Origin of the sequence: Streptomyces sp. NPDC093568 (assembly GCF_044764945.1) — a bacterium.
GTDB lineage: Bacteria > Actinomycetota > Actinomycetes > Streptomycetales > Streptomycetaceae > Streptomyces.
This window is the reverse complement of sequence record NZ_JBIWJD010000012.1, coordinates 24,033-41,611: the sequence shown is the minus strand read 5'-3', so window position 1 is coordinate 41,611 and position 17,579 is coordinate 24,033. Positions and strand designations below refer to the sequence as shown.

At 70.6% G+C, this 17,579-nt stretch carries 17 protein-coding genes; 10 read left to right on the top strand and 7 right to left on the bottom strand.

What is annotated here, in order from left to right:
• Positions 1 to 112: 112 nt before the first annotated feature.
• The 4 genes from nhaA (at position 113) to ACIRD7_RS35615 (ending at position 3,402) form a co-directional block, all read left to right on the top strand.
• Complete coding sequence (gene nhaA, locus ACIRD7_RS35630) at positions 113 to 1,552, top strand: Na+/H+ antiporter NhaA (protein ID WP_403459985.1); 1,440 nt, start codon at positions 113 to 115, stop codon at positions 1,550 to 1,552.
• A 78-nt stretch (positions 1,553 to 1,630) separates the two neighbouring features.
• On the top strand, positions 1,631 to 2,128 hold the full coding sequence (locus ACIRD7_RS35625; RefSeq protein WP_403459984.1) for a phage holin family protein: 498 nt from the start codon (positions 1,631 to 1,633) through the stop codon (positions 2,126 to 2,128).
• Positions 2,125 to 3,063, top strand: a complete 939-nt coding sequence (locus ACIRD7_RS35620) for an alpha/beta fold hydrolase (RefSeq protein ID WP_403459983.1) — start codon at positions 2,125 to 2,127, stop codon at positions 3,061 to 3,063. The genes ACIRD7_RS35625 and ACIRD7_RS35620 overlap by 4 nt, the downstream gene beginning before the upstream one ends.
• A 156-nt stretch (positions 3,064 to 3,219) precedes the next feature.
• The gene (locus ACIRD7_RS35615; protein WP_403459982.1) at positions 3,220 to 3,402 is read left to right on the top strand and encodes a hypothetical protein; all 183 of its coding nucleotides are present in this window, start codon (positions 3,220 to 3,222) and stop codon (positions 3,400 to 3,402) included.
• Between the two features lie 34 nt (positions 3,403 to 3,436).
• Here ACIRD7_RS35615 and ACIRD7_RS35610 read toward each other — a convergent pair whose 3' ends face one another.
• The 3 genes from ACIRD7_RS35610 to nth form a co-directional block, all read right to left on the bottom strand.
• Positions 3,437 to 4,636, bottom strand: coding sequence for a MarP family serine protease (locus ACIRD7_RS35610; protein WP_403459981.1), 1,200 nt, complete (start codon positions 4,634 to 4,636; stop codon positions 3,437 to 3,439).
• Positions 4,637 to 4,756: 120 nt separating this feature from the next.
• Positions 4,757 to 5,467 (bottom strand): NUDIX hydrolase, encoded by a 711-nt coding sequence (locus tag ACIRD7_RS35605; RefSeq protein ID WP_403459980.1) that lies wholly within the window; start codon positions 5,465 to 5,467, stop codon positions 4,757 to 4,759.
• 105 nt (positions 5,468 to 5,572) lie between these two features.
• The gene (gene nth, locus ACIRD7_RS35600; protein WP_403459979.1) at positions 5,573 to 6,814 is read right to left on the bottom strand and encodes an endonuclease III; all 1,242 of its coding nucleotides are present in this window, start codon (positions 6,812 to 6,814) and stop codon (positions 5,573 to 5,575) included.
• Positions 6,815 to 7,087: 273 nt separating this feature from the next.
• Here nth and ACIRD7_RS35595 point away from each other — a divergent pair, with 273 nt between their 5' ends.
• From ACIRD7_RS35595 to ACIRD7_RS35585, 3 genes are all read left to right on the top strand, one after another.
• The gene (locus ACIRD7_RS35595) at positions 7,088 to 7,762 is read left to right on the top strand and encodes a Crp/Fnr family transcriptional regulator (protein ID WP_030046018.1); all 675 of its coding nucleotides are present in this window, start codon (positions 7,088 to 7,090) and stop codon (positions 7,760 to 7,762) included.
• A 133-nt stretch (positions 7,763 to 7,895) separates the two neighbouring features.
• Positions 7,896 to 8,762 carry an NUDIX hydrolase gene (locus ACIRD7_RS35590; protein WP_403459977.1) on the top strand — a complete coding sequence of 289 codons (867 nt, stop codon included), beginning with the start codon at positions 7,896 to 7,898 and terminating at the stop codon, positions 8,760 to 8,762.
• A 67-nt stretch (positions 8,763 to 8,829) separates the two neighbouring features.
• Positions 8,830 to 9,660, top strand: a complete 831-nt coding sequence (locus tag ACIRD7_RS35585; protein WP_403459976.1) for an MBL fold metallo-hydrolase — start codon at positions 8,830 to 8,832, stop codon at positions 9,658 to 9,660.
• A 262-nt stretch (positions 9,661 to 9,922) separates the two neighbouring features.
• Here ACIRD7_RS35585 and ACIRD7_RS35580 read toward each other — a convergent pair whose 3' ends face one another.
• The 3 genes from ACIRD7_RS35580 to ACIRD7_RS35570 form a co-directional block, all read right to left on the bottom strand.
• Positions 9,923 to 10,744 (bottom strand): nucleotidyltransferase domain-containing protein, encoded by an 822-nt coding sequence (locus tag ACIRD7_RS35580; protein ID WP_403459975.1) that lies wholly within the window; start codon positions 10,742 to 10,744, stop codon positions 9,923 to 9,925.
• Positions 10,745 to 10,885: 141 nt separating this feature from the next.
• Positions 10,886 to 11,353: a RidA family protein gene (locus ACIRD7_RS35575; protein ID WP_403459974.1), complete on the bottom strand. Its 468-nt coding sequence runs from the start codon at positions 11,351 to 11,353 to the stop codon at positions 10,886 to 10,888.
• A complete protein-coding gene (locus tag ACIRD7_RS35570) occupies positions 11,350 to 11,508 on the bottom strand; it encodes a DUF4177 domain-containing protein (protein WP_003967454.1) in 159 nt (52 codons plus the stop codon). Before ACIRD7_RS35570 ends, ACIRD7_RS35575 begins: the two co-directional genes overlap by 4 nt.
• A gap of 106 nt (positions 11,509 to 11,614) precedes the next feature.
• Between ACIRD7_RS35570 and ACIRD7_RS35565 the strand changes: the two genes are divergently transcribed.
• A complete protein-coding gene (locus tag ACIRD7_RS35565; RefSeq protein WP_403459973.1) occupies positions 11,615 to 12,592 on the top strand; it encodes an ArsA-related P-loop ATPase in 978 nt (325 codons plus the stop codon).
• A gap of 52 nt (positions 12,593 to 12,644) precedes the next feature.
• On the top strand, positions 12,645 to 14,195 hold the full coding sequence (locus ACIRD7_RS35560) for an ArsA family ATPase (protein WP_403459971.1): 1,551 nt from the start codon (positions 12,645 to 12,647) through the stop codon (positions 14,193 to 14,195).
• Between the two features lie 60 nt (positions 14,196 to 14,255).
• Here the strand turns inward: ACIRD7_RS35560 and wblA are convergent, their stop codons facing one another.
• Entirely contained in the window at positions 14,256 to 14,594 is a 339-nt protein-coding gene (gene wblA, locus ACIRD7_RS35555; protein ID WP_286063707.1) for a transcriptional regulator WblA, read from the bottom strand.
• A 580-nt stretch (positions 14,595 to 15,174) separates the two neighbouring features.
• Between wblA and ACIRD7_RS35550 the strand changes: the two genes are divergently transcribed.
• A complete protein-coding gene (locus tag ACIRD7_RS35550; RefSeq protein ID WP_403459970.1) occupies positions 15,175 to 17,475 on the top strand; it encodes a transglycosylase domain-containing protein in 2,301 nt (766 codons plus the stop codon).
• Positions 17,476 to 17,579: the final 104 nt, after the last annotated feature.

The window sequence follows — 17,579 nt, the reverse complement described above, 5'->3', positions numbered from 1 at the left end:
ATGCACTCCCGTGCACCCTTAGGTAAGCTAAGTAAACAAGCTCAGCCTCAGGTGTGCCGGGAAGTCTGGTCGGCAAGTGCTCTGTCCTGCCCACCGACCGGAGGTCTCCCCCGTGGCCGCGCCCCGCACCCCCGCTCCCGCCCGCAAGGTTCTCGGACGGCTCTCCCTCCCCGAGCGGACCTTCGTCGCGGACGCGCTGCGCACCGAGACCGTCGGCGGGGTACTGCTGCTGCTCGCCGCGATCACCGCGCTGGTCTGGGCGAACGTACCCGCGCTGCACGACAGCTACGAGACCGTCGGCCACTTCCACTTCGGCCCCGAGGCGCTCGGGCTGAACCTGTCCGTCGAGCACTGGGCCGCCGACGGACTGCTCGCGATCTTCTTCTTCGTCGCCGGCATCGAGCTCAAGCGTGAGCTGGTGGCCGGCGATCTCAGGGACCCCAAGGCGGCCGTGCTGCCGGTCGTCGCCGCGTTGTGCGGGATGGCGGTGCCCGCGCTCGTCTACACGCTGACGGCTGTCACCGGGGGCGGCTCGACGGACGGCTGGGCGGTGCCGACCGCCACCGACATCGCCTTCGCGCTGGCCGTGCTCGCCGTCATCGGCACCTCGCTGCCGAGCGCCCTGCGCGCCTTCCTGCTCACGCTCGCCGTGGTCGACGACCTGTTCGCGATCCTGATCATCGCGATCTTCTTCACCTCACAGATCGACTTCGCCGCGCTCGGCGGCGCCGTCGTGGGACTCGTCGTCTTCTGGCTGCTGCTGCGGAAGGGCGTACGGGGGTGGTACGTGTACGTCCCGCTCGCGCTCGTCATCTGGGGGCTGATGTACAACAGCGGCATCCACGCCACCATCGCGGGCGTGGCGATGGGCCTGATGCTGCGCTGCACCCGGCGCGAGGGCGAGGAGCACTCCCCCGGCGAGCACATCGAGCATCTCGTGCGCCCGCTGTCGGCAGGGCTGGCGGTCCCCCTGTTCGCGCTGTTCAGTGCGGGTGTGGCCGTCTCCGGCGGCGCTCTCGGCGAGGTGTTCACACGGCCCGAGACACTCGGCGTGGTCCTCGGCCTGGTGGTCGGCAAGGCGGTCGGCATCTTCGGCGGTACGTGGCTGACGGCACGTTTCACCAGGGCCTCGCTCAGCGACGACCTGGCGTGGGCCGACGTGTTCGCGGTGGCCACCCTCGCCGGCATCGGGTTCACCGTCTCGCTGCTCATCGGCGAACTCGCCTTTGCGGGCGACACCGCGCTGACCGACGAGGCCAAGGCCGCGGTCCTGGTGGGGTCCCTCATCGCGGCGACCGTGGCGACGGTGCTGCTGAAGATACGTAACGCCAAGTACCGCGGGATGGTGGAGGCCGAGGAGCGCGACGAGGACGAAAGCGGCGTCCCGGACATCTACGAGGAGGACGAGCCGGAGTACCACCTGCGCATGGCCGCCATCCACGAGCGCAAGGCCGCCGAGCACCGCCGGCTCGCCGAGGAGAAGGCCGCCGCACGCCACGCGCTTGCCGAAGTGGCGGGCAGGGCAGGCGAGGAGGAGCACCGTCGGGCATGATCTGACGGGACGGTACAAAAGACGGAACCGTACGCAGTCAGGCAGAAGACGGAACCGTACACGACGAGGGAGACCGCGATGAGCGCACCCGACGGCAGCCCGGCCGGCGCCGAACGCAGCATCGGCCAGCTGTTCGCCTCGGCGACGACCGAGATGTCGGCGCTGGTGCATGACGAGATCGCACTGGCGAAAGCGCAGCTCAAGCAGGACGTCAAGCGGGGCGCGACGAGCGGCGGCGCGTTCACGATGGCGGGCGCCGTGCTGGTGTTCTCGCTGCCGATGCTGAACTTCGCCCTCGCGTACGGCATTCAGACCTGGAGCGACTGGAACCTCGCGATCTGCTTCGTGCTGTCCTTCGCGGCCAACGTCCTCGTCGCCGGCATCCTCGCGCTGATCGGCGTCGTCTTCGCGAAGAAGGCCAAGAAGAGCAAGGGCCCGCAGAAGGTCGCCGCCTCGATGAAGGAGACGGCGGGCGTGCTGCAGAAGGCCAAGCCGCACCCGCGTCCGGGCCCGCGGCCGGAGCTGGAGGACCGGGCGCCCGCGGCCATCGAGGCTGTGGCACGCTCATCGTCATGACGGATCCCGCCGCCCCTTCGGCTCAACCCGCCTCGGTCGTACGAGTGGACGGTCCCTGGACACACAGGGACGTGGCCGCCAATGGTGCGCGCTTCCACATCGCGGAGATGGGCGACGGTCCGCTGGTGCTGCTGCTGCACGGATTCCCGCAGTTCTGGTGGGCCTGGCGGCACCAGCTCGTCGCGCTCGCCGACGCCGGCTTCCGGGCCGTCGCCATGGACCTGCGCGGCGTCGGCGGCAGCGACCGCACCCCGCGGGGTTACGACCCGGCCAACCTCGCCCTCGACATCACCGGCGTGGTCCGCTCCCTGGGCGAGCCCGATGCCGCGCTGGTCGGCCACGACCTCGGCGGATATCTGGCGTGGACGGCGGCCGCGATGCGCCCCAAGCTGGTGCGGCGGCTCGCGGTCTCCTCCATGCCGCACCCCCGGCGCTGGCGTTCGGCGATGCTCTCCGACGTCAAGCAGACGAGCGCGAGTTCCTATATCTGGGGATTTCAGCGCCCCTGGATTCCCGAGCGGCAGCTGACGGCCGACGACGGGGCACTCGCCGGCCGGCTCATCCGGGACTGGTCGGGCCCGCGGCTGCCGGACGACGACGCGGTGGACACGTACCGCCGTGCGATCTGCATCCCCTCGACGGCGCACTGCTCCATCGAGCCGTACCGCTGGATGGTGCGCTCGCTGGCCCGTCCCGACGGCATCCAGTTCAACCGCCGTATGAAGCGACCGGTGCGGGTGCCGACGCTGCATCTGCACGGCTCGCTCGACCCCGTGATGCGCACCCGCAGCGCGGCCGGTTCGGGCGAGTACGTCGAAGCGCCGTACCGCTGGCGGCTGTTCGACGGACTCGGGCACTTCCCGCACGAGGAGGACCCGGTGGCGTTCTCCGCCGAGCTGATCAACTGGCTCAAGGACCCGGAACCCGACCGCTGAAACAGCGCCGCGCCGACCCCGATCGGTGACCGTGCCGATGCGCCCGGTGTCCGGAACTGAACACCTGTCCTACGAACAGCCAATTGCCCGGCGCATAGGCCAATTGGGGGCGCCAGGGGCGGTTATCGACCTTGGGGCGGGGGCAGACGTCGGGGTATGGGCTGGACGCACGACTACAGTGACGCAGCACGCAATCGCCGCTCGGCCAGTGGGCTGAGCTCCCACCAGCGAGGCAGCGCCCCGCAGATGCCGGGCTCCGACCTCAGGGTGGGCATTCCGCGCATTCTGCGCCGCCGGGCCCGCTGGGTCTCGGTACGCCTGCGCCACCCGCGCGGCTGACGGGCCGCGCCCGTCCGCCGTTGCGCCGCCGGGCCTACAGGGCGCAGCTGTCGCTGTCCACCTGCTGGTTGGCGGTACGCCCCTTGGCGATGTCCTCCTGGATCTCGTCCGCGGTGAGGGCGTAGCCGGTGTCGGCGTCGTCCAGGGACTTGGCGAAGACCACGCCGTACACCTTGCCCTGAGGGGTCAGCAGCGGACCGCCGGAGTTGCCCTGGCGGACGATCGCGTACAGCGAGTAGACGTCGCGGCGTACGGTGCCGCGGTGGTAGATGTCCGGACCGTTGGCCGGCAGGCGCCCCCGCACCCGGGCCGCGCGCACGTCGTACGCGCCGTTCTCCGGGAAGCCCGCGATGATCGCGCCGTCGCCGCTCTCGGCGTCCGAGGCCGTGAACCGCAGTGCGGGCGCGTCCAGGTCCGGTACGTCCAGTACGGCGATGTCGCGCTGCCAGTCGTAGAGGACGACCTTCGCGTCGTACCGCCTGCCCTCGCCGCCTATCTGGACGGTGGGTTCGTCGACGCCACCGACGACATGCGCGTTGGTCATGACGCGGCGGTCGGCGAAGACGAAGCCGGTGCCCTCCAGGACCTTGCCGCAACTCGTCGCCGTGCCCATGACCTTGACGATGGAGCGCTTGGCGCGCGCGGCCACCGGGCTGCCGGCGAGGGCCGGGTCGGGCGGCTGGACCTCGTTGATCGGCTCGTTGGAGAAGGGGCTGAAGACCTGCGGGAAGCCGTTCTGCGCGAGGACGGTGGAGAAGTCCGCGAACCAGGTGTCGGCCTGGTCGGGCAGCGCCCGTGAGACGCCGAGCAGCACCTTGGAGCTGCGGACCTCCTTGCCGAGCGTCGGCAGCGTCGTCCCGGCGAGGGCCGAGCCGATCAGCCAGGCCACGAGGAGCATCGCGACGACGTTGACGAGGGCGCCGCCCGTCGCGTCCAGGGCGCGGGCCGGGGACCAGGTGATGTACCGGCGCAGCTTGTTGCCGAGGTGGGTGGTCAGGGCCTGGCCGACGGAGGCGCAGACGATGACGACGACCACCGCGACGACCGCGGCCGTGGTGTTCACCTCGGAGTTGTCGGTCAGCGCGTCCCAGATGACCGGGAGGAGGTAGACGGCCACCAGGCCGCCGCCGAGGAAGCCGATCACCGACAGGATGCCGACGACGAAGCCCTGGCGGTAACCCACGATCGCGAACCACACGGCGGCGACCAGCAGCAGGATGTCCAGCACGTTCACCGATTCAGGCCTCGCCTCGTCACTCTCCGGTCCCCCCGCCTCGACCGGGGCTCCGGCCCACCGCACAGCGCGAATCGGACAGGGCGGCCCCCGTGAATACACAGCACGGCAGACACCCTGTCATGACCGCCAGTCGAGCGGGACCTGCTTACCCCGGTCCCAGGGCCGCTCCCAGCCCGAGAAATGCAGCAGACGGTCGATGATTCCGGCCGTGAAGCCCCAGACAAGGGCGGATTCGACCAGAAATGCCGGTCCTTGGTGGCCGCTGGGGTGGACGGTCGTGGCGCGGTTGTCCGGATTCGTGAGATCCGCCACGGGGACGGTGAAGACCCGGGCCGTCTCGTTCGGATCGACGACGTCGACCGGGCTCGGCTCTCTCCACCAGCCCAGCACAGGAGTGACGACGAAGCCGCTGACCGGGATGTACAGCTTGGGCAGCACGCCGAAGAGCTGGACACCGCTCGGATCGAGACCGGTCTCCTCCTCGGCCTCGCGGAGAGCGGCCCGCAGCGGCCCGTCGGCCTGCGGGTCGCCGTCCTCGGGGTCGAGGGCGCCACCGGGGAAGGACGGCTGTCCGGCATGGGACCGCAGCGAACTGGCCCGCTCCATGAGCAGCAGCTCGGGCCCGCGCTCGCCCTCCCCGAAGAGGATCAGCACGGCCGACTGACGCCCCGCGCCGCTCTTCGGCGGCAGGAAGCGGCTGAGCTGCAACGGCTCGACCGTCTCCACCACCCGCACCACCGGACCCAGCCAGTCCGGCAGCCCTTCCTTGCTGACCGCCACCGAACCGACCACCACCGACCCGTCCTGCGTGTCACTCGCCCGCGTCATCGCCACCCCCGTCGTCCTGTCGAGTCCAACGCCCGAGGGCACCTAGATCGTTCCGATCCGGCCGTACGAGCACTCCACGACACCCCGCCGGGCCCGCTCGCCCCGTCATCCGGCCCCCAGCGGCGGGGCCGCCTTGCCGCCCGCCTCCAGGTAGGACTGGGGCGGATTGAGGCGCTGGCCGGGGAAGCCGCCCTTCTCGTACTTGAGGAGCTTCTTCGCCTTCTCCGGATCCGTCTCGCCCTCGCCGTAGGCCGGGCAGAGCGGGGCGATGGGGCAGGCGCCGCAGGCGGGCTTGCGGGCGTGGCAGATGCGGCGGCCGTGCCAGATCACGTGGTGCGAGAGGTCCGTCCAGTCGCTCTTCGGGAACAGGGCCCCGATCTCGGCCTCGATCTTGTCCGGGTCCGTCTGCGCGGTCCACTCCCAGCGCCGCACCAGCCGCTGGAAGTGCGTGTCCACGGTGATGCCGGGCCGGCCGAAGGCGTTGCCGAGGACGACGAACGCGGTCTTGCGGCCGACGCCGGGCAGCTTGACGAGGTCCTCGAGCCGCCCCGGGACCTCGCCGCCGTGGTTCTCCACCAGCGCCTTCGACAGCCCCATCACCGACTTGGTCTTGGCCCGGAAGAACCCGGTCGGCCGGAGGATCTCCTCGACCTCCTCGGGGTTCGCGGCGGCCAGGTCCTCGGGCGTGGGGTACTTGGCGAACAGCGCGGGGGTCGTCTGGTTGACCCTCAGGTCCGTGGTCTGGGCGGACAGCACCGTGGCGACCACGAGCTGGAAGGGGTTGTCGAAGTCCAGCTCCGGGTGGGCGTACGGGTAGACCTCGGCGAGCTCGCGGTTGATACGCCGGGCACGGCGGACGAGGGCCGTGCGGGACTCGGCGGTGGGGGGCTTGGCGGTGACGGTCCTGACGGGAGAGGCGCCCTTCACGGAGGCGGTGGCGGCTTCCGGGACGATGGCGGGTTTCTTGCTGACGGCTTTCGTCGTGAGGGGCTTCTTGGCGACTGTCTTGGCGGTCGCCTTGGTTGCCTTCTTCGCAGGGGTCGCCTTGGTTGCCTTCTTCGCGACTGTCTTCTTCGCAGCCGTCGACTTCGCAGCCGTCTTCTTCATGGCGGCCTTCTTTGCGGTGGCCTTCCTCGCGGTGGCCGTCTTGGTGGCCTTCTTCGCCGTGGCCTTCTTGGCGACCGCCTCCTCGGTAGCCGCCGTACGGGCAGTCGCCTTCTTCGCGGGCACCTTCTTCGCGGGCACCTTCTTCACCGCCGCTTTCTCGCCACCGGCAGCCGTCCCACCTGGCGTCGTTTTCGCCGTTTTTGTCGTTTTCCTTCCGCCGCCAGGGTCCTGTTCGCCCACAGCGGAATCTCGACGTACAACCACCCGCCCAGCCCCCTTGGCCTGTGCTCTCACCGGCGATTTGGACACCCGGCCAGCCTAAAGCCCGGCACTGACATCCGCCCCGGACCTCGAAGATCGGCCCCCAATTGGACCCCTGCCGCTTACCTCGGGACACCTGTGCGGCATCCTTGTGACAGATCACACTGTTTGGACCGTCCGGCAAAATGGGGAACACGGTCCCCTGGTACGCGGGGGAGAGATCCCCTGAGCAGGTCGACAAGGAGAGAACTCGTGGACGACCCTCTGCGGCGCAATCCGCTCTTCGCGGCTCTCGACGACGAGCAGTCCGCGGAACTGCGCGCCTCCATGAGTGAGGTGACCCTCGCGCGTGGCGACTCCCTGTTCCACGAGGGCGACCCGGGCGATCGGCTCTACGTCGTCACCGAGGGCAAGGTCAAGCTTCACCGGACGTCTCCCGACGGCCGCGAGAACATGCTCGCCGTCGTCGGCCCCGGCGAGCTCATCGGCGAGCTGTCCCTCTTCGACCCGGGCCCGCGCACGGCGACCGCCACCGCGCTGACGGAGGTCAAGCTGCTGGGCCTCGGCCACGGCGACCTCCAGCCCTGGCTGAACGCCCGCCCCGAGGTGGCCACCGCGCTCCTACGCGCCGTCGCCCGCCGCCTGCGCCGCACCAACGACGCGATGTCCGACCTCGTCTTCTCGGACGTCCCCGGCCGTGTGGCCCGCGCGCTCCTCGACCTCTCCCGCCGCTTCGGCGTGCAGTCCGAGGAGGGCATCCACGTCGTCCACGACCTGACGCAGGAGGAGCTGGCCCAGCTGGTCGGCGCGTCCCGCGAGACGGTCAACAAGGCCCTCGCCGACTTCGCCCAGCGCGGCTGGCTGCGGCTGGAAGCCCGCGCGGTGATCCTGCTGGACGTGGAGCGTCTGGCGAAGCGGTCGCGTTAGGCCCACTTTCCCGTCGTACGGCAACGGGGCCCCGTCTCACACCGAGGCGGGGCCCCGTCGCCGTTGACCTCGCAGGTTCCCGCCCCACGGCCACCCCTCGAACATCAGCGCACCAAGAGATAGCCTCGCGCCCATGGCAAACGGGCAGTGGTACCCACCGGAGTGGCCGGACCGAATCCGTGAGCTCGCGGAAGGACGCCTCACCCCCGTCGTTCCGAAACGGGCGGCCACCGTCATGCTGCTCAAGGACTCCGGCGCCGGACCGGCCGTGCACATGCTGCGCCGCCGCAGCTCCATGGCCTTCGCCGGCGGTGCCTACGCCTACCCCGGCGGCGGGGTGGACCCCCGTGACGAGCAGCCGATCCGCTGGGCGGGCCCCACGCGCGCGTGGTGGGCGCGACGGCTCGGCGTGGAGGAAGCGGTGGCCCAGGCGATCGTCTGCGCCGCCGTACGGGAGACGTACGAGGAGGCCGGCGTGCTGCTCGCCGGGCCCACCGCCGATTCCGTGATCGGGGACACCACCGGCGAGGACTGGGAAGCGGACCGCGCCGCCCTGGTCGCCCGTGACGTGTCGTTCGCCGAGTTCCTGGACCGCCGGGGGCTGGTCCTGCGCTCCGACCTGCTGGGCGCCTGGACCCGCTGGATCACCCCGGAGTTCGAACCCCGCCGCTACGACACCTGGTTCTTCGTCGCCGCCCTCCCGGAGGGCCAGCGCACCCGCAACGCCTCCACGGAGGCCGACCGCACGGTGTGGACCCGTCCCGCGGACGCCGCCGCCTCGTACGACAAGGGCGAGTTGCTGATGATGCCGCCCACCATCGCGACGCTGCGGCAGCTGACGCCGTACGACAGCGCCGCTCACGCTCTCGCCGCCGCTCCCGACCGCGATCTCACGCCCGTCCTGGCCCAGGCCCGCCTGGAGGACGGCGAGATCGTGCTCTCCTGGCCCGGCCACGACGAGTTCACCAAGCACATACCGACCGGCGGAGCCCCCGCATGACCTGGCCCGCACTGTCCGCACCGCCCGCGGTCCCCGCGGCGCCGACCGCCTTGGAAGGTCCCCTCGCATGACGGACGCAGCAGCCCTCCCCGGCCAGCCGCGAGGCGGGGTCCTCACCGGTCCCGCCACCACCCGCGCCGTCAACGTCCTCGCGCCGAACGCGTCCGCGATGACCCTGGACGGGACCAACACCTGGCTGGTCTCCGAACCGGACTCCGACCTGGCCGTCGTGATCGACCCCGGTCCGCTGGACGACGGTCACCTGCGCAACGTCGTCGCGATGGCCGAGAAGTCCGGCAAGCGTGTCGCCCTGACCCTGCTCACCCACGGCCACCCGGACCACGCCGAGGGCGCCGGACGCTTCGCCGAGCTCACCGGCACGCGCGTGCGTGCCCTCGATCCGGCGCTGCGGCTCGGCGACGAGGGGCTCGGCGCCGGGAACGTGGTCACCGTCGGCGGCCTGGAGCTGCGCGTCGTACCGACGCCCGGGCACACCGCCGACTCCCTCTGCTTCCACCTCCCGGCCGACCGCGCCGTCCTGACCGGCGACACGATCCTGGGCCGTGGCACGACGGTGGTGGCCCACCCCGACGGCCGGCTCGGCGACTACCTGGACTCGCTCCGGCGGCTCAGGTCCCTCACGGTCGACGACGGCGTGCACACCGTCCTCCCCGGTCACGGGCCTGTCCTGGAGGACGCGCAGGGCGCCGTCGAGTTCTATCTCGCCCACCGGGCCCACCGGCTCGCCCAGGTCGAGACGGCGGTCGAGGACGGCTACGGCACCCCGGCCGAGGTCGTCGCCCATGTGTACGCGGACGTGGACCGCTCCCTGTGGCCGGCGGCCGAGCTGTCGGTACGGGCACAGATGGACTACCTGGAGGAGCACGGCCTCATCTAGGCGAGGCGGGACCCAAGGACACCCCCTGGGCTGCGCGTCCTCAGTCGGCCGGGGGCGCTCCCGTGGGCTGCGCGTCCTCCTTCGGGCCGGGGGCACCCCCTGGGCTGCGCGTCCTCAGTCGGCCGGGGGCGCTCCCGTGGGATGCGCGTCCTCAGTCGGCCGGGGGCGCTCCCGTGGGATGCGCGTCCTCCTTCGGGCCGGGGGCACCCCCTGGGCTGCGCGTCCTCCTTCAGGCCGGGGGGCACCCCCTGGGCTGAGCGTCCTAGTCGGGCCGGGGGGCCTTGACGCCGTGCACGCGCGCGTACTCCCCCGCCAGCCACGGGCCGAGATCATCGACGTACGACCGGAGCACCCCCGCGTCGCCCGTGGGCTCGTGCCCGAGCCCGGCCGCCACGCGCATCTGCTCCGCGCGGGCCGGGTAGTACGCCCCGAACGCCTCGGCCATTTCCGCCAGATCGCTGGTCCAGCCGCCCCATCGAGGCATGACGAGCGTGAACCCGGTCCGCACGAGATGCCGTGACATGAACCGCACGAGCGGCCGCCGGGCGTCGTCGCTGTCACCGGCCCCGGCGATCCGCTCCCGCCAGCGGGGCAGCAGGAGGCCGAGGTCACCGTTGGTCTCCCGCGCGAGCAGCGAGTCGGGCCGGTAGCGGGGAAGATACTCGGCGAGATCGTCCCCGAGCAGGGGCGTGCAGAGGCAGGAGACGAACCACCCGAGGTCGTACGTCTCCAGGTCGCTCAGCAGCCGTTCGCGGCCGTAGAGCAGCGTCCCGACCCCGTCGATCTGCGCGAACTCCTTGTCCAGGTCCTCGCCGAGCACGCGCGCGGCCGCCCGGTCCGCCTCCGTCGGCTCCGCGCGCAGGGCGACCAGCAGATCCAGGTCGCTGCGCCCCACGCGCGCGGTGCCGCGCGGAATCGACCCGTAGAGGTAGGCGCTGTGCATCCGCGCCCCGAACACGTCGAGCAGCCGGTCCCGCGCGGCCGCCACGACGGGCCGGAACGCGTGCGGGATCCGCCCGAGGGACCCTTCGGGCGCGATGTAGCCCTGGGCGTCGAGCCCTCTGCGGAGATCGGTTTCGGCCATGGGGCCACTGTGCCCTGCCGGGAGGCCGGGAGCGGGCTCATTTTCGGCGCCGTACGGCGATGTTCGGCCGGACCGTGACACGCGACCTGCCCGGGGGCACACGGGGCACCCTCGGACAGGCCACGACAGTCGTCGAAGGGCCTACGCCCCGGTCAGCTCCACCTGGACCTCGACCTCGACCGGCGCGTCCAGCGGCAGCACGGCCACGCCCACCGCGCTGCGCGCGTGCACGCCCTTGTCGCCCAGCACCTCGGCGAACAGCTCGCTCGCGCCGTTGATCACACCGGGCTGGCCGGTGAAGTCCGAGGCGGAGGCCACGAACCCGACGACCTTCACCACGCGCGCGATGCGGTCCAGGTCACCGGCCACCGACTTCACGGCGGCGAGGGCGTTCAGGGCGCACGTACGGGCGAGGTCCTTGGCCTCCTCGGCGGTGACCTCGGCGCCCACCTTGCCGGTGACCGGAAGCTTGCCCTCCACCATGGGCAGCTGGCCCGCGGTGTACACGTACACGCCGGACTGGACCGCCGGCTGGTACGCGGCGAGCGGAGGCACGACCTCCGGGAGGGTCAGGCCCAGCTCGGCGAGCTTCGCCTCGACCGCGCTCATGCCTTCTCCCGCTTCAGGTAGGCCACGAGCTGCTCGGGGTTGTTCGGCCCGGGCACGACCTGGACGAGCTCCCAGCCGTCCTCGCCCCAGGTGTCCAGAATCTGCTTCGTGGCGTGGACGAGCAGCGGCACGGTTGCGTATTCCCACTTGGTCATGTGGCCGACTTTATCCGCTGTCCGCGGGGCGCAACGCGGCCGACCACCGCCAGATTGTCCACAGGCTGTCGCGTGGTCGGCGCACCGACTGGTTAGGCTCGAAGACGTGAGCAGGCTCCAGGTCGTCAGCGGCAAGGGCGGGACCGGAAAGACCACGGTCGCCGCCGCGCTCGCGCTCGCCCTCGCGACGGAGGGGAAGCGGACGCTTCTCGTCGAGGTCGAGGGCAGGCAGGGCATCGCGCAGCTCTTCGAAACAGAGGCGCTGCCATACGAGGAGCGGAAGATCGCCGTCGCTCCTGGGGGCGGGGAGGTGTACGCCCTCGCCATAGACCCCGAACTGGCCCTTCTGGACTATCTCCAGATGTTCTACAAGATGGGCGGCGCGGGCAGAGCGCTGAAGAAACTCGGCGCCATCGACTTCGCCACCACCATCGCGCCGGGACTGCGGGACGTACTCCTGACCGGCAAGGCGTGCGAGGCCGTGCGCCGCAAGGACAAGTCCGGGCGGTTCGTATACGACTGTGTCGTCATGGACGCGCCGCCCACCGGGCGCATCACCCGCTTCCTGAACGTCAACGACGAGGTCGCCGGCCTCGCCAGGATCGGGCCGATACACAATCAGGCGCAGGCCGTGATGCGGGTGCTCAAGTCCTCGGAGACGGCGGTGCACCTGGTGACGCTGCTGGAGGAGATGCCCGTCCAGGAGACCGCGGACGGGATCGCCGAGCTGCGGTCGGCGCGGCTGCCGGTGGGGCGGATCATCGTGAACATGGTGCGGCCCGAGGTGTTGGACGCGACCGATCTGGAACTCGTCCGCAGTGTTCCGCGCGCGGCCGTCGCCAAGTCGCTGTCCTCGGCCGGACTCGGCGGGGCGCGGCGCGGTGGGAACGCCGAGAAGCTGGTGGACCCGCTGCTGGCGCAGGCCGACGAGTACGCCGAGCGGTACATGCTGGAGCACGAGCAGCGCGCGGTCCTGGGCGAGTTGGGGCTGCCGGTGCACGAACTGCCGCTGCTCGCCGAGGGCATGGACCTGGCGGGTCTGTACGCACTCGCGCGCGAGCTGCGGGAACAGGACTGGTCATGAGTCCGTTCACTAGTCGGGAGCCGTACGCGGTACGTCGGAAGCAGGGGATGTCATGAGTCGTCCGGAAGCGGCCCACGCACACGACGCCGGCCCCAAGTCCCACGGCCTCTCCTCGGTGCGCGTGCTCGACCTCGACCCGCTGCTCGACGATCCCGACACGCGCATCGTGGTGTGCTGCGGCTCGGGCGGGGTCGGCAAGACCACGACGGCTGCGGCGCTGGGGCTGCGGGCCGCCGAGCGCGGGCGCAAGGTCGTGGTGCTCACGATCGACCCGGCCCGTCGGCTAGCCCAGTCGATGGGCATCGACTCGCTGGACAACACCCCGCGCCGGGTCAAGGGCGTGGAGGGCGACGGCGAGCTGCACGCGATGATGCTCGACATGAAGCGCACCTTCGACGAGATCGTCGAGGCGCACGCGGACCCCGAGCGGGCCGCCGCGATCCTGGGGAACCCCTTCTACCAGTCGCTCTCGGCGGGCTTCGCGGGCACGCAGGAGTACATGGCGATGGAGAAGCTGGGCCAGCTGCGGGCCCGGGACGAGTGGGACCTGATCGTCGTCGACACCCCGCCGTCCCGCTCGGCGCTGGACTTCCTGGACGCGCCCAAGCGGCTCGGGTCCTTCCTCGACGGCAAGCTGATCCGGGTCCTGCTGGCCCCGGCGAAGGTCGGTGGACGCGCGGGGATGAAGTTCCTGAACGTCGGCATGTCGATGATGACGGGCGCGCTCGGCAAGCTGCTCGGCGGGCAGCTGCTGAAGGACGTACAGACCTTCGTGGCGGCCATGGACTCGATGTTCGGCGGGTTCCGCACCCGCGCGGACGCGACCTACAAGCTGCTTCAGGCGCCCGGCACGGCGTTCCTGGTGGTGGCGGCGCCGGAGCGGGACGCGCTGCGGGAGGCCGCGTACTTCGTGGAGCGGCTGGCCGCCGAGGACATGCCGCTCGCGGGTCTGGTGCTCAACCGGGTCCACGGCAGCGGCGCCGACCGGCTGTCGGCCGAGCGGGCGCTCGCCGCCGCGGAAAATCTTGAAGAGCCCCGCATTGTGGATCAGGAGGGCGGGAAAGCTGGACTTCGTAACTCCCCCGACACGTACGACAGTTCAGAATCGGCCGCTTCCGAGGCGCCGGCTCCCGACGCAGGCTCCCCCGCCGCCACGGACCTGAAGCGCACCTCGGCCCCGGACACGTCACAGTCGCGGACGGACGAACCGGAGTCCGTCGCGTCCGTGTCCGCGTCCGCGTCCACGCCTGGCGAAGCGTCCGGTGACCCGCGTGTCGAGCGGTCCGGTGATCCGCACGGGGAGCCGTCCGGTGATCCGCACGAGGAACGATCCAGTGATCCGCACGGCGAGCGATCCGATGACCCGCATGTGGAGCGGTCCGTCGACCAGCTCACCGCGGGCTTGCTGAGGCTGCACTCCGAGCGCATGCAGTTGCTCTCGCGTGAGCAGCGCACGCGGGACCGCTTCACCGCGCTCCATCCCGAGGTGGCGGTGGCCGAAGTGGCCGCGCTGCCCGGCGACGTGCATGACCTCACGGGGCTGCGGGACATCGGTAACCGGCTCGCGGCCCATCGGCCGGAGCTGCCCGAGACGAACGCCTGAGGGGAACCCCGACGAGCGCCTGAGGGGAACCCCGGGGACACACCCCGACCGGGGGTGGCCTCAGCCCACCGCCGCGTAGTTCTCGTACACCTCGTCGTCGTCGAGCGGCAGGATGCCCGCTCCACGCTCGTACTCCGTACGTGCCGTCTCCAGCAGCCGGCGCCACGAGGTGACCGTGGGCCGCCTGCGCAGCAGCGCGCGGCGCTCCCGCTCCGTCATTCCTCCCCACACGCCGAACTCGACGCGGTTGTCCAGCGCGTCGGCCAGGCACTCGGTCCGCACCGGGCAGCCGGTGCACACCGCCTTGGCCCTGTTCTGCGCTGCTCCCTGAACGAACAGTTCATCCGGATCGGTAGTGCGGCAGGCCGCCTGCGCACTCCAGTCGACTACCCAGCCCATACCGGCGCCGTCCTCTCCCGAATCGAGGCTCCCCCACGGCGGCAGCGGCATATTCACCGCCGCCAGTTGAGGACGTTACGGAAGGTGGGCACAGCGCAACACCCCCTTCGGGCCCAATCTTGAATGGCCCGAACGGACTATGCGTAAGCGGCAGATCACCCGGGGGAGTGAGCTGGCGACATGCGTGACTTTCCCGGCAAACCGGGGCAGTTCTGCTGAGTCACAACGGACGCCAGATGACACACAAGGCGGATTCGGACACGTACCCACCAAAAAAAGTGGGTGGTCGCCAGAACGATTCGGGGTCGCCGGACGTATTGATACATGGCCGCGCTGCTGTGACAGTTGAGAGCAGCTTAGGCCAAGGCCTGCACGCCTGTCCGGCGATTGGGCCGTATCCGTCGTGCGAGCTCCGCTCGCGGGCAGACGGCTGACTTCGTCGTGCCGTGGCCCCCGCCCCCGTCCGCGCCTGCCGTGGCCCCCGCCCCCGTCCGCGCCCATGGCCTGTCTCACATCGCCGGGCCGGGCTCGCGCCCGATCGGCTCTCGGTTCGCTCATCTCTACGGTTTAGGCTGCCTCCATGCCAAAGAACCGCTCGGGCGGTGGTCTGTCGCCGACTCAGCAGGCCGCCAAGTTCCTCGGTGTCAGTGTGCTCGCGGGAGCCGTGCTGGCCGGTATCGCGCTGCCCGCCGTAGGCGCCCTGGGACTCGCGGCCAAGGGGTCCGTCGAGAGCTTCGACGAGCTCCCGACCAACCTCAAGACGCCGCCGCTGAGCCAGCGCACCACGATCCTGGACGCCGAGGGCGGCACGATCGCCACCGTCTACTCGCGCGACCGGACGGTGGTCAACCTCAAGGACATCTCGCCGTACATGCAGAAGGCGATCGTCGCGATCGAGGACGCCCGCTTCTACCAGCACGGCGCGGTCGACCTGAAGGGCGTCCTGCGCGCCCTGAACCGCAACGCCCAGAGCGGCGGCGTGAGCGAGGGCGCGTCCACGCTGACACAGCAGTACGTGAAGAACGTCTTCGTCGAGGAGGCCGGCGACGACCCGACCAAGGTCGCGCAGGCCACCCAGCAGACCCTCGGCCGCAAGATCAAGGAGCTGAAGTACGCGATCCAGGTGGAGGAGGAGCTCGGCAAGAAGAAGATCCTCGAGAACTACCTGAACATCACGTTCTTCGGCCAGCAGGCGTACGGCGTCGAAGCCGCCGCCCAGCGCTATTTCTCCAAGTCCGCCAAGGACCTCAAGCTCCAAGAGGCCGCGCTGCTCGCCGGCATCGTCCAGTCGCCCAGCCGCTACGACCCCATCAACGACGAGGCCGAGGCCACCAAGCGGCGCAACACCGTCCTGCAGCGCATGGCCGACCTCGGTGACGTCCCCCAGGCGGAGGCCGACAAGGCCAAGGAGGCCCCGCTGGGGCTGAAGGTCAGCAAGCCCAAGAACGGCTGCATCACCGCGGTCAAGGGCGCCAGCTTCTTCTGCAAGTACGTCGAGAAGGTCTTCCTCTCCGAGCCGGTCTTCGGCAAGAACCGCGAGGCCCGCGCCAAGATCTGGAACCAGGGCGGCCTGACGATCACGACGACCCTGGACCCGCAGGCCCAGAAGTCGGTCCAGGCCTCGCTCAAGGACCACGTCTACCAGGACGACAAGGTCGCCGCCGCGACCACCCTCGTCGAGCCCGGCACCGGCAAGATCCTCGGCATGGGCCAGTCGAAGCCGTTCGGCTACGGCAAGAACGAGACCGAGATCAACTACTCGGTCGACTCGGCGTACGGCGGCTCCAACTACGGCTTCCCGACCGGTTCCACGTTCAAGCCGTTCGTCGCCGCGGCCGCGCTGGAGGAGGGCCGGCCGCCGACGCAGGAGTACTCGTCGCCGTACGAGATGGAGTACCCGAGCCCGGTGCAGACGTGCGACAGCTCGCCGTGGACGAACCTGCGCGGCGAGAAGCTGGAGAACGAGAGCGAGTCGGAGCACGGCCCCTACCGCCTGAAGAAGGCGATGGAGCTGTCGGTCAACACCTACTTCGTGCAGATGATCGCCGACATCGGCCTCTGCCCTGTGGTCAACATCACCGACCAGCTCCAGGTCCGCCAGGGCAACGGCGACAAGCTCCCCGAGCGCCCGGCCATCGCCCTCGGTTCCGTCGGCCTCTCCCCGCTGACGATGGCGAGCGCGTACGCCGCCTTCGCCTCCCGGGGCATGTACTGCACGCCGATCGCCATCGAGTCCATCTCGCAGAAGGTCGGCGGCAAGGAAAAGTCGATGGAGGTGCCGAAGTCGACCTGCTCGCGCGCGATGTCCGAGCTGACCGCGGACACCATCAACAGCCTGCTGCAGGGCGTGGTCGACTCCGGTACGGGCAGGGAGGCCGGTCTCACCGACCGCGACAGCGCCGGTAAGACCGGTACGACGGACGAACGCCGCAACGCCTGGTTCGTCGGCTACACGCCGAACCTCTCCGGCGCCGTCTGGGTCGGCAGCGCCACCCAGAAGGTGAAGATGCGCAACATCTACATCGGCGGTGAGTACAACGACCTGGTCTACGGCGGCAAGGTGCCGGGCCCGATCTGGCGGGACGCCATGCTCGGCGCCCTGGACGGCAAGCCCGTCGAGGACTTCAACACCATCCACATCCCCGACGACGAGGACCGTGACAAGGGCCGGGGCGACGAGGACGACAACGACCGCGGCCGCGGCAACGACGACGGCAACAACGGCGACGACAACCTCATCGGCGGCCTGCTCGGCGGCGGCACGGGCGGGAACAGCGACGGGGGCACGGGCGGGGGGACCGAACCGAGTCCGTCGTTCTCGATTCCTGAGGGATGGTGGCAGGGGCAGACGAATGGGAACGGGAATGGGGGCCGTGACTGATGCGGCGGTCCCTGTGACGCGTTCGCAGTGACCCTTTTAGCCCGACGGCGACGGCCCCCGACCCCTCGTATGGAGGGGCCGGGGGCCGTCGCCGTTGTAGTCAT

Coding starts and splice junctions, on each gene's coding strand:
- ACIRD7_RS35625 (WP_403459984.1), top strand. CDS start 1,631: ATGAGCGCACCCGACGGCAGCCCGGCCGGCGCCGAACGCAGCATCGGC.
- ACIRD7_RS35620 (WP_403459983.1), top strand. CDS start 2,125: ATGACGGATCCCGCCGCCCCTTCGGCTCAACCCGCCTCGGTCGTACGA.
- ACIRD7_RS35615 (WP_403459982.1), top strand. CDS start 3,220: ATGGGCTGGACGCACGACTACAGTGACGCAGCACGCAATCGCCGCTCG.
- ACIRD7_RS35605 (WP_403459980.1), bottom strand. CDS start 5,467: ATGACGCGGGCGAGTGACACGCAGGACGGGTCGGTGGTGGTCGGTTCG.
- ACIRD7_RS35590 (WP_403459977.1), top strand. CDS start 7,896: ATGGCAAACGGGCAGTGGTACCCACCGGAGTGGCCGGACCGAATCCGT.
- ACIRD7_RS35585 (WP_403459976.1), top strand. CDS start 8,830: ATGACGGACGCAGCAGCCCTCCCCGGCCAGCCGCGAGGCGGGGTCCTC.
- ACIRD7_RS35580 (WP_403459975.1), bottom strand. CDS start 10,744: ATGGCCGAAACCGATCTCCGCAGAGGGCTCGACGCCCAGGGCTACATC.
- ACIRD7_RS35575 (WP_403459974.1), bottom strand. CDS start 11,353: ATGAGCGCGGTCGAGGCGAAGCTCGCCGAGCTGGGCCTGACCCTCCCG.
- ACIRD7_RS35570 (WP_003967454.1), bottom strand. CDS start 11,508: ATGACCAAGTGGGAATACGCAACCGTGCCGCTGCTCGTCCACGCCACG.
- ACIRD7_RS35560 (WP_403459971.1), top strand. CDS start 12,645: ATGAGTCGTCCGGAAGCGGCCCACGCACACGACGCCGGCCCCAAGTCC.
- wblA (WP_286063707.1), bottom strand. CDS start 14,594: ATGGGCTGGGTAGTCGACTGGAGTGCGCAGGCGGCCTGCCGCACTACC.
- ACIRD7_RS35550 (WP_403459970.1), top strand. CDS start 15,175: ATGCCAAAGAACCGCTCGGGCGGTGGTCTGTCGCCGACTCAGCAGGCC.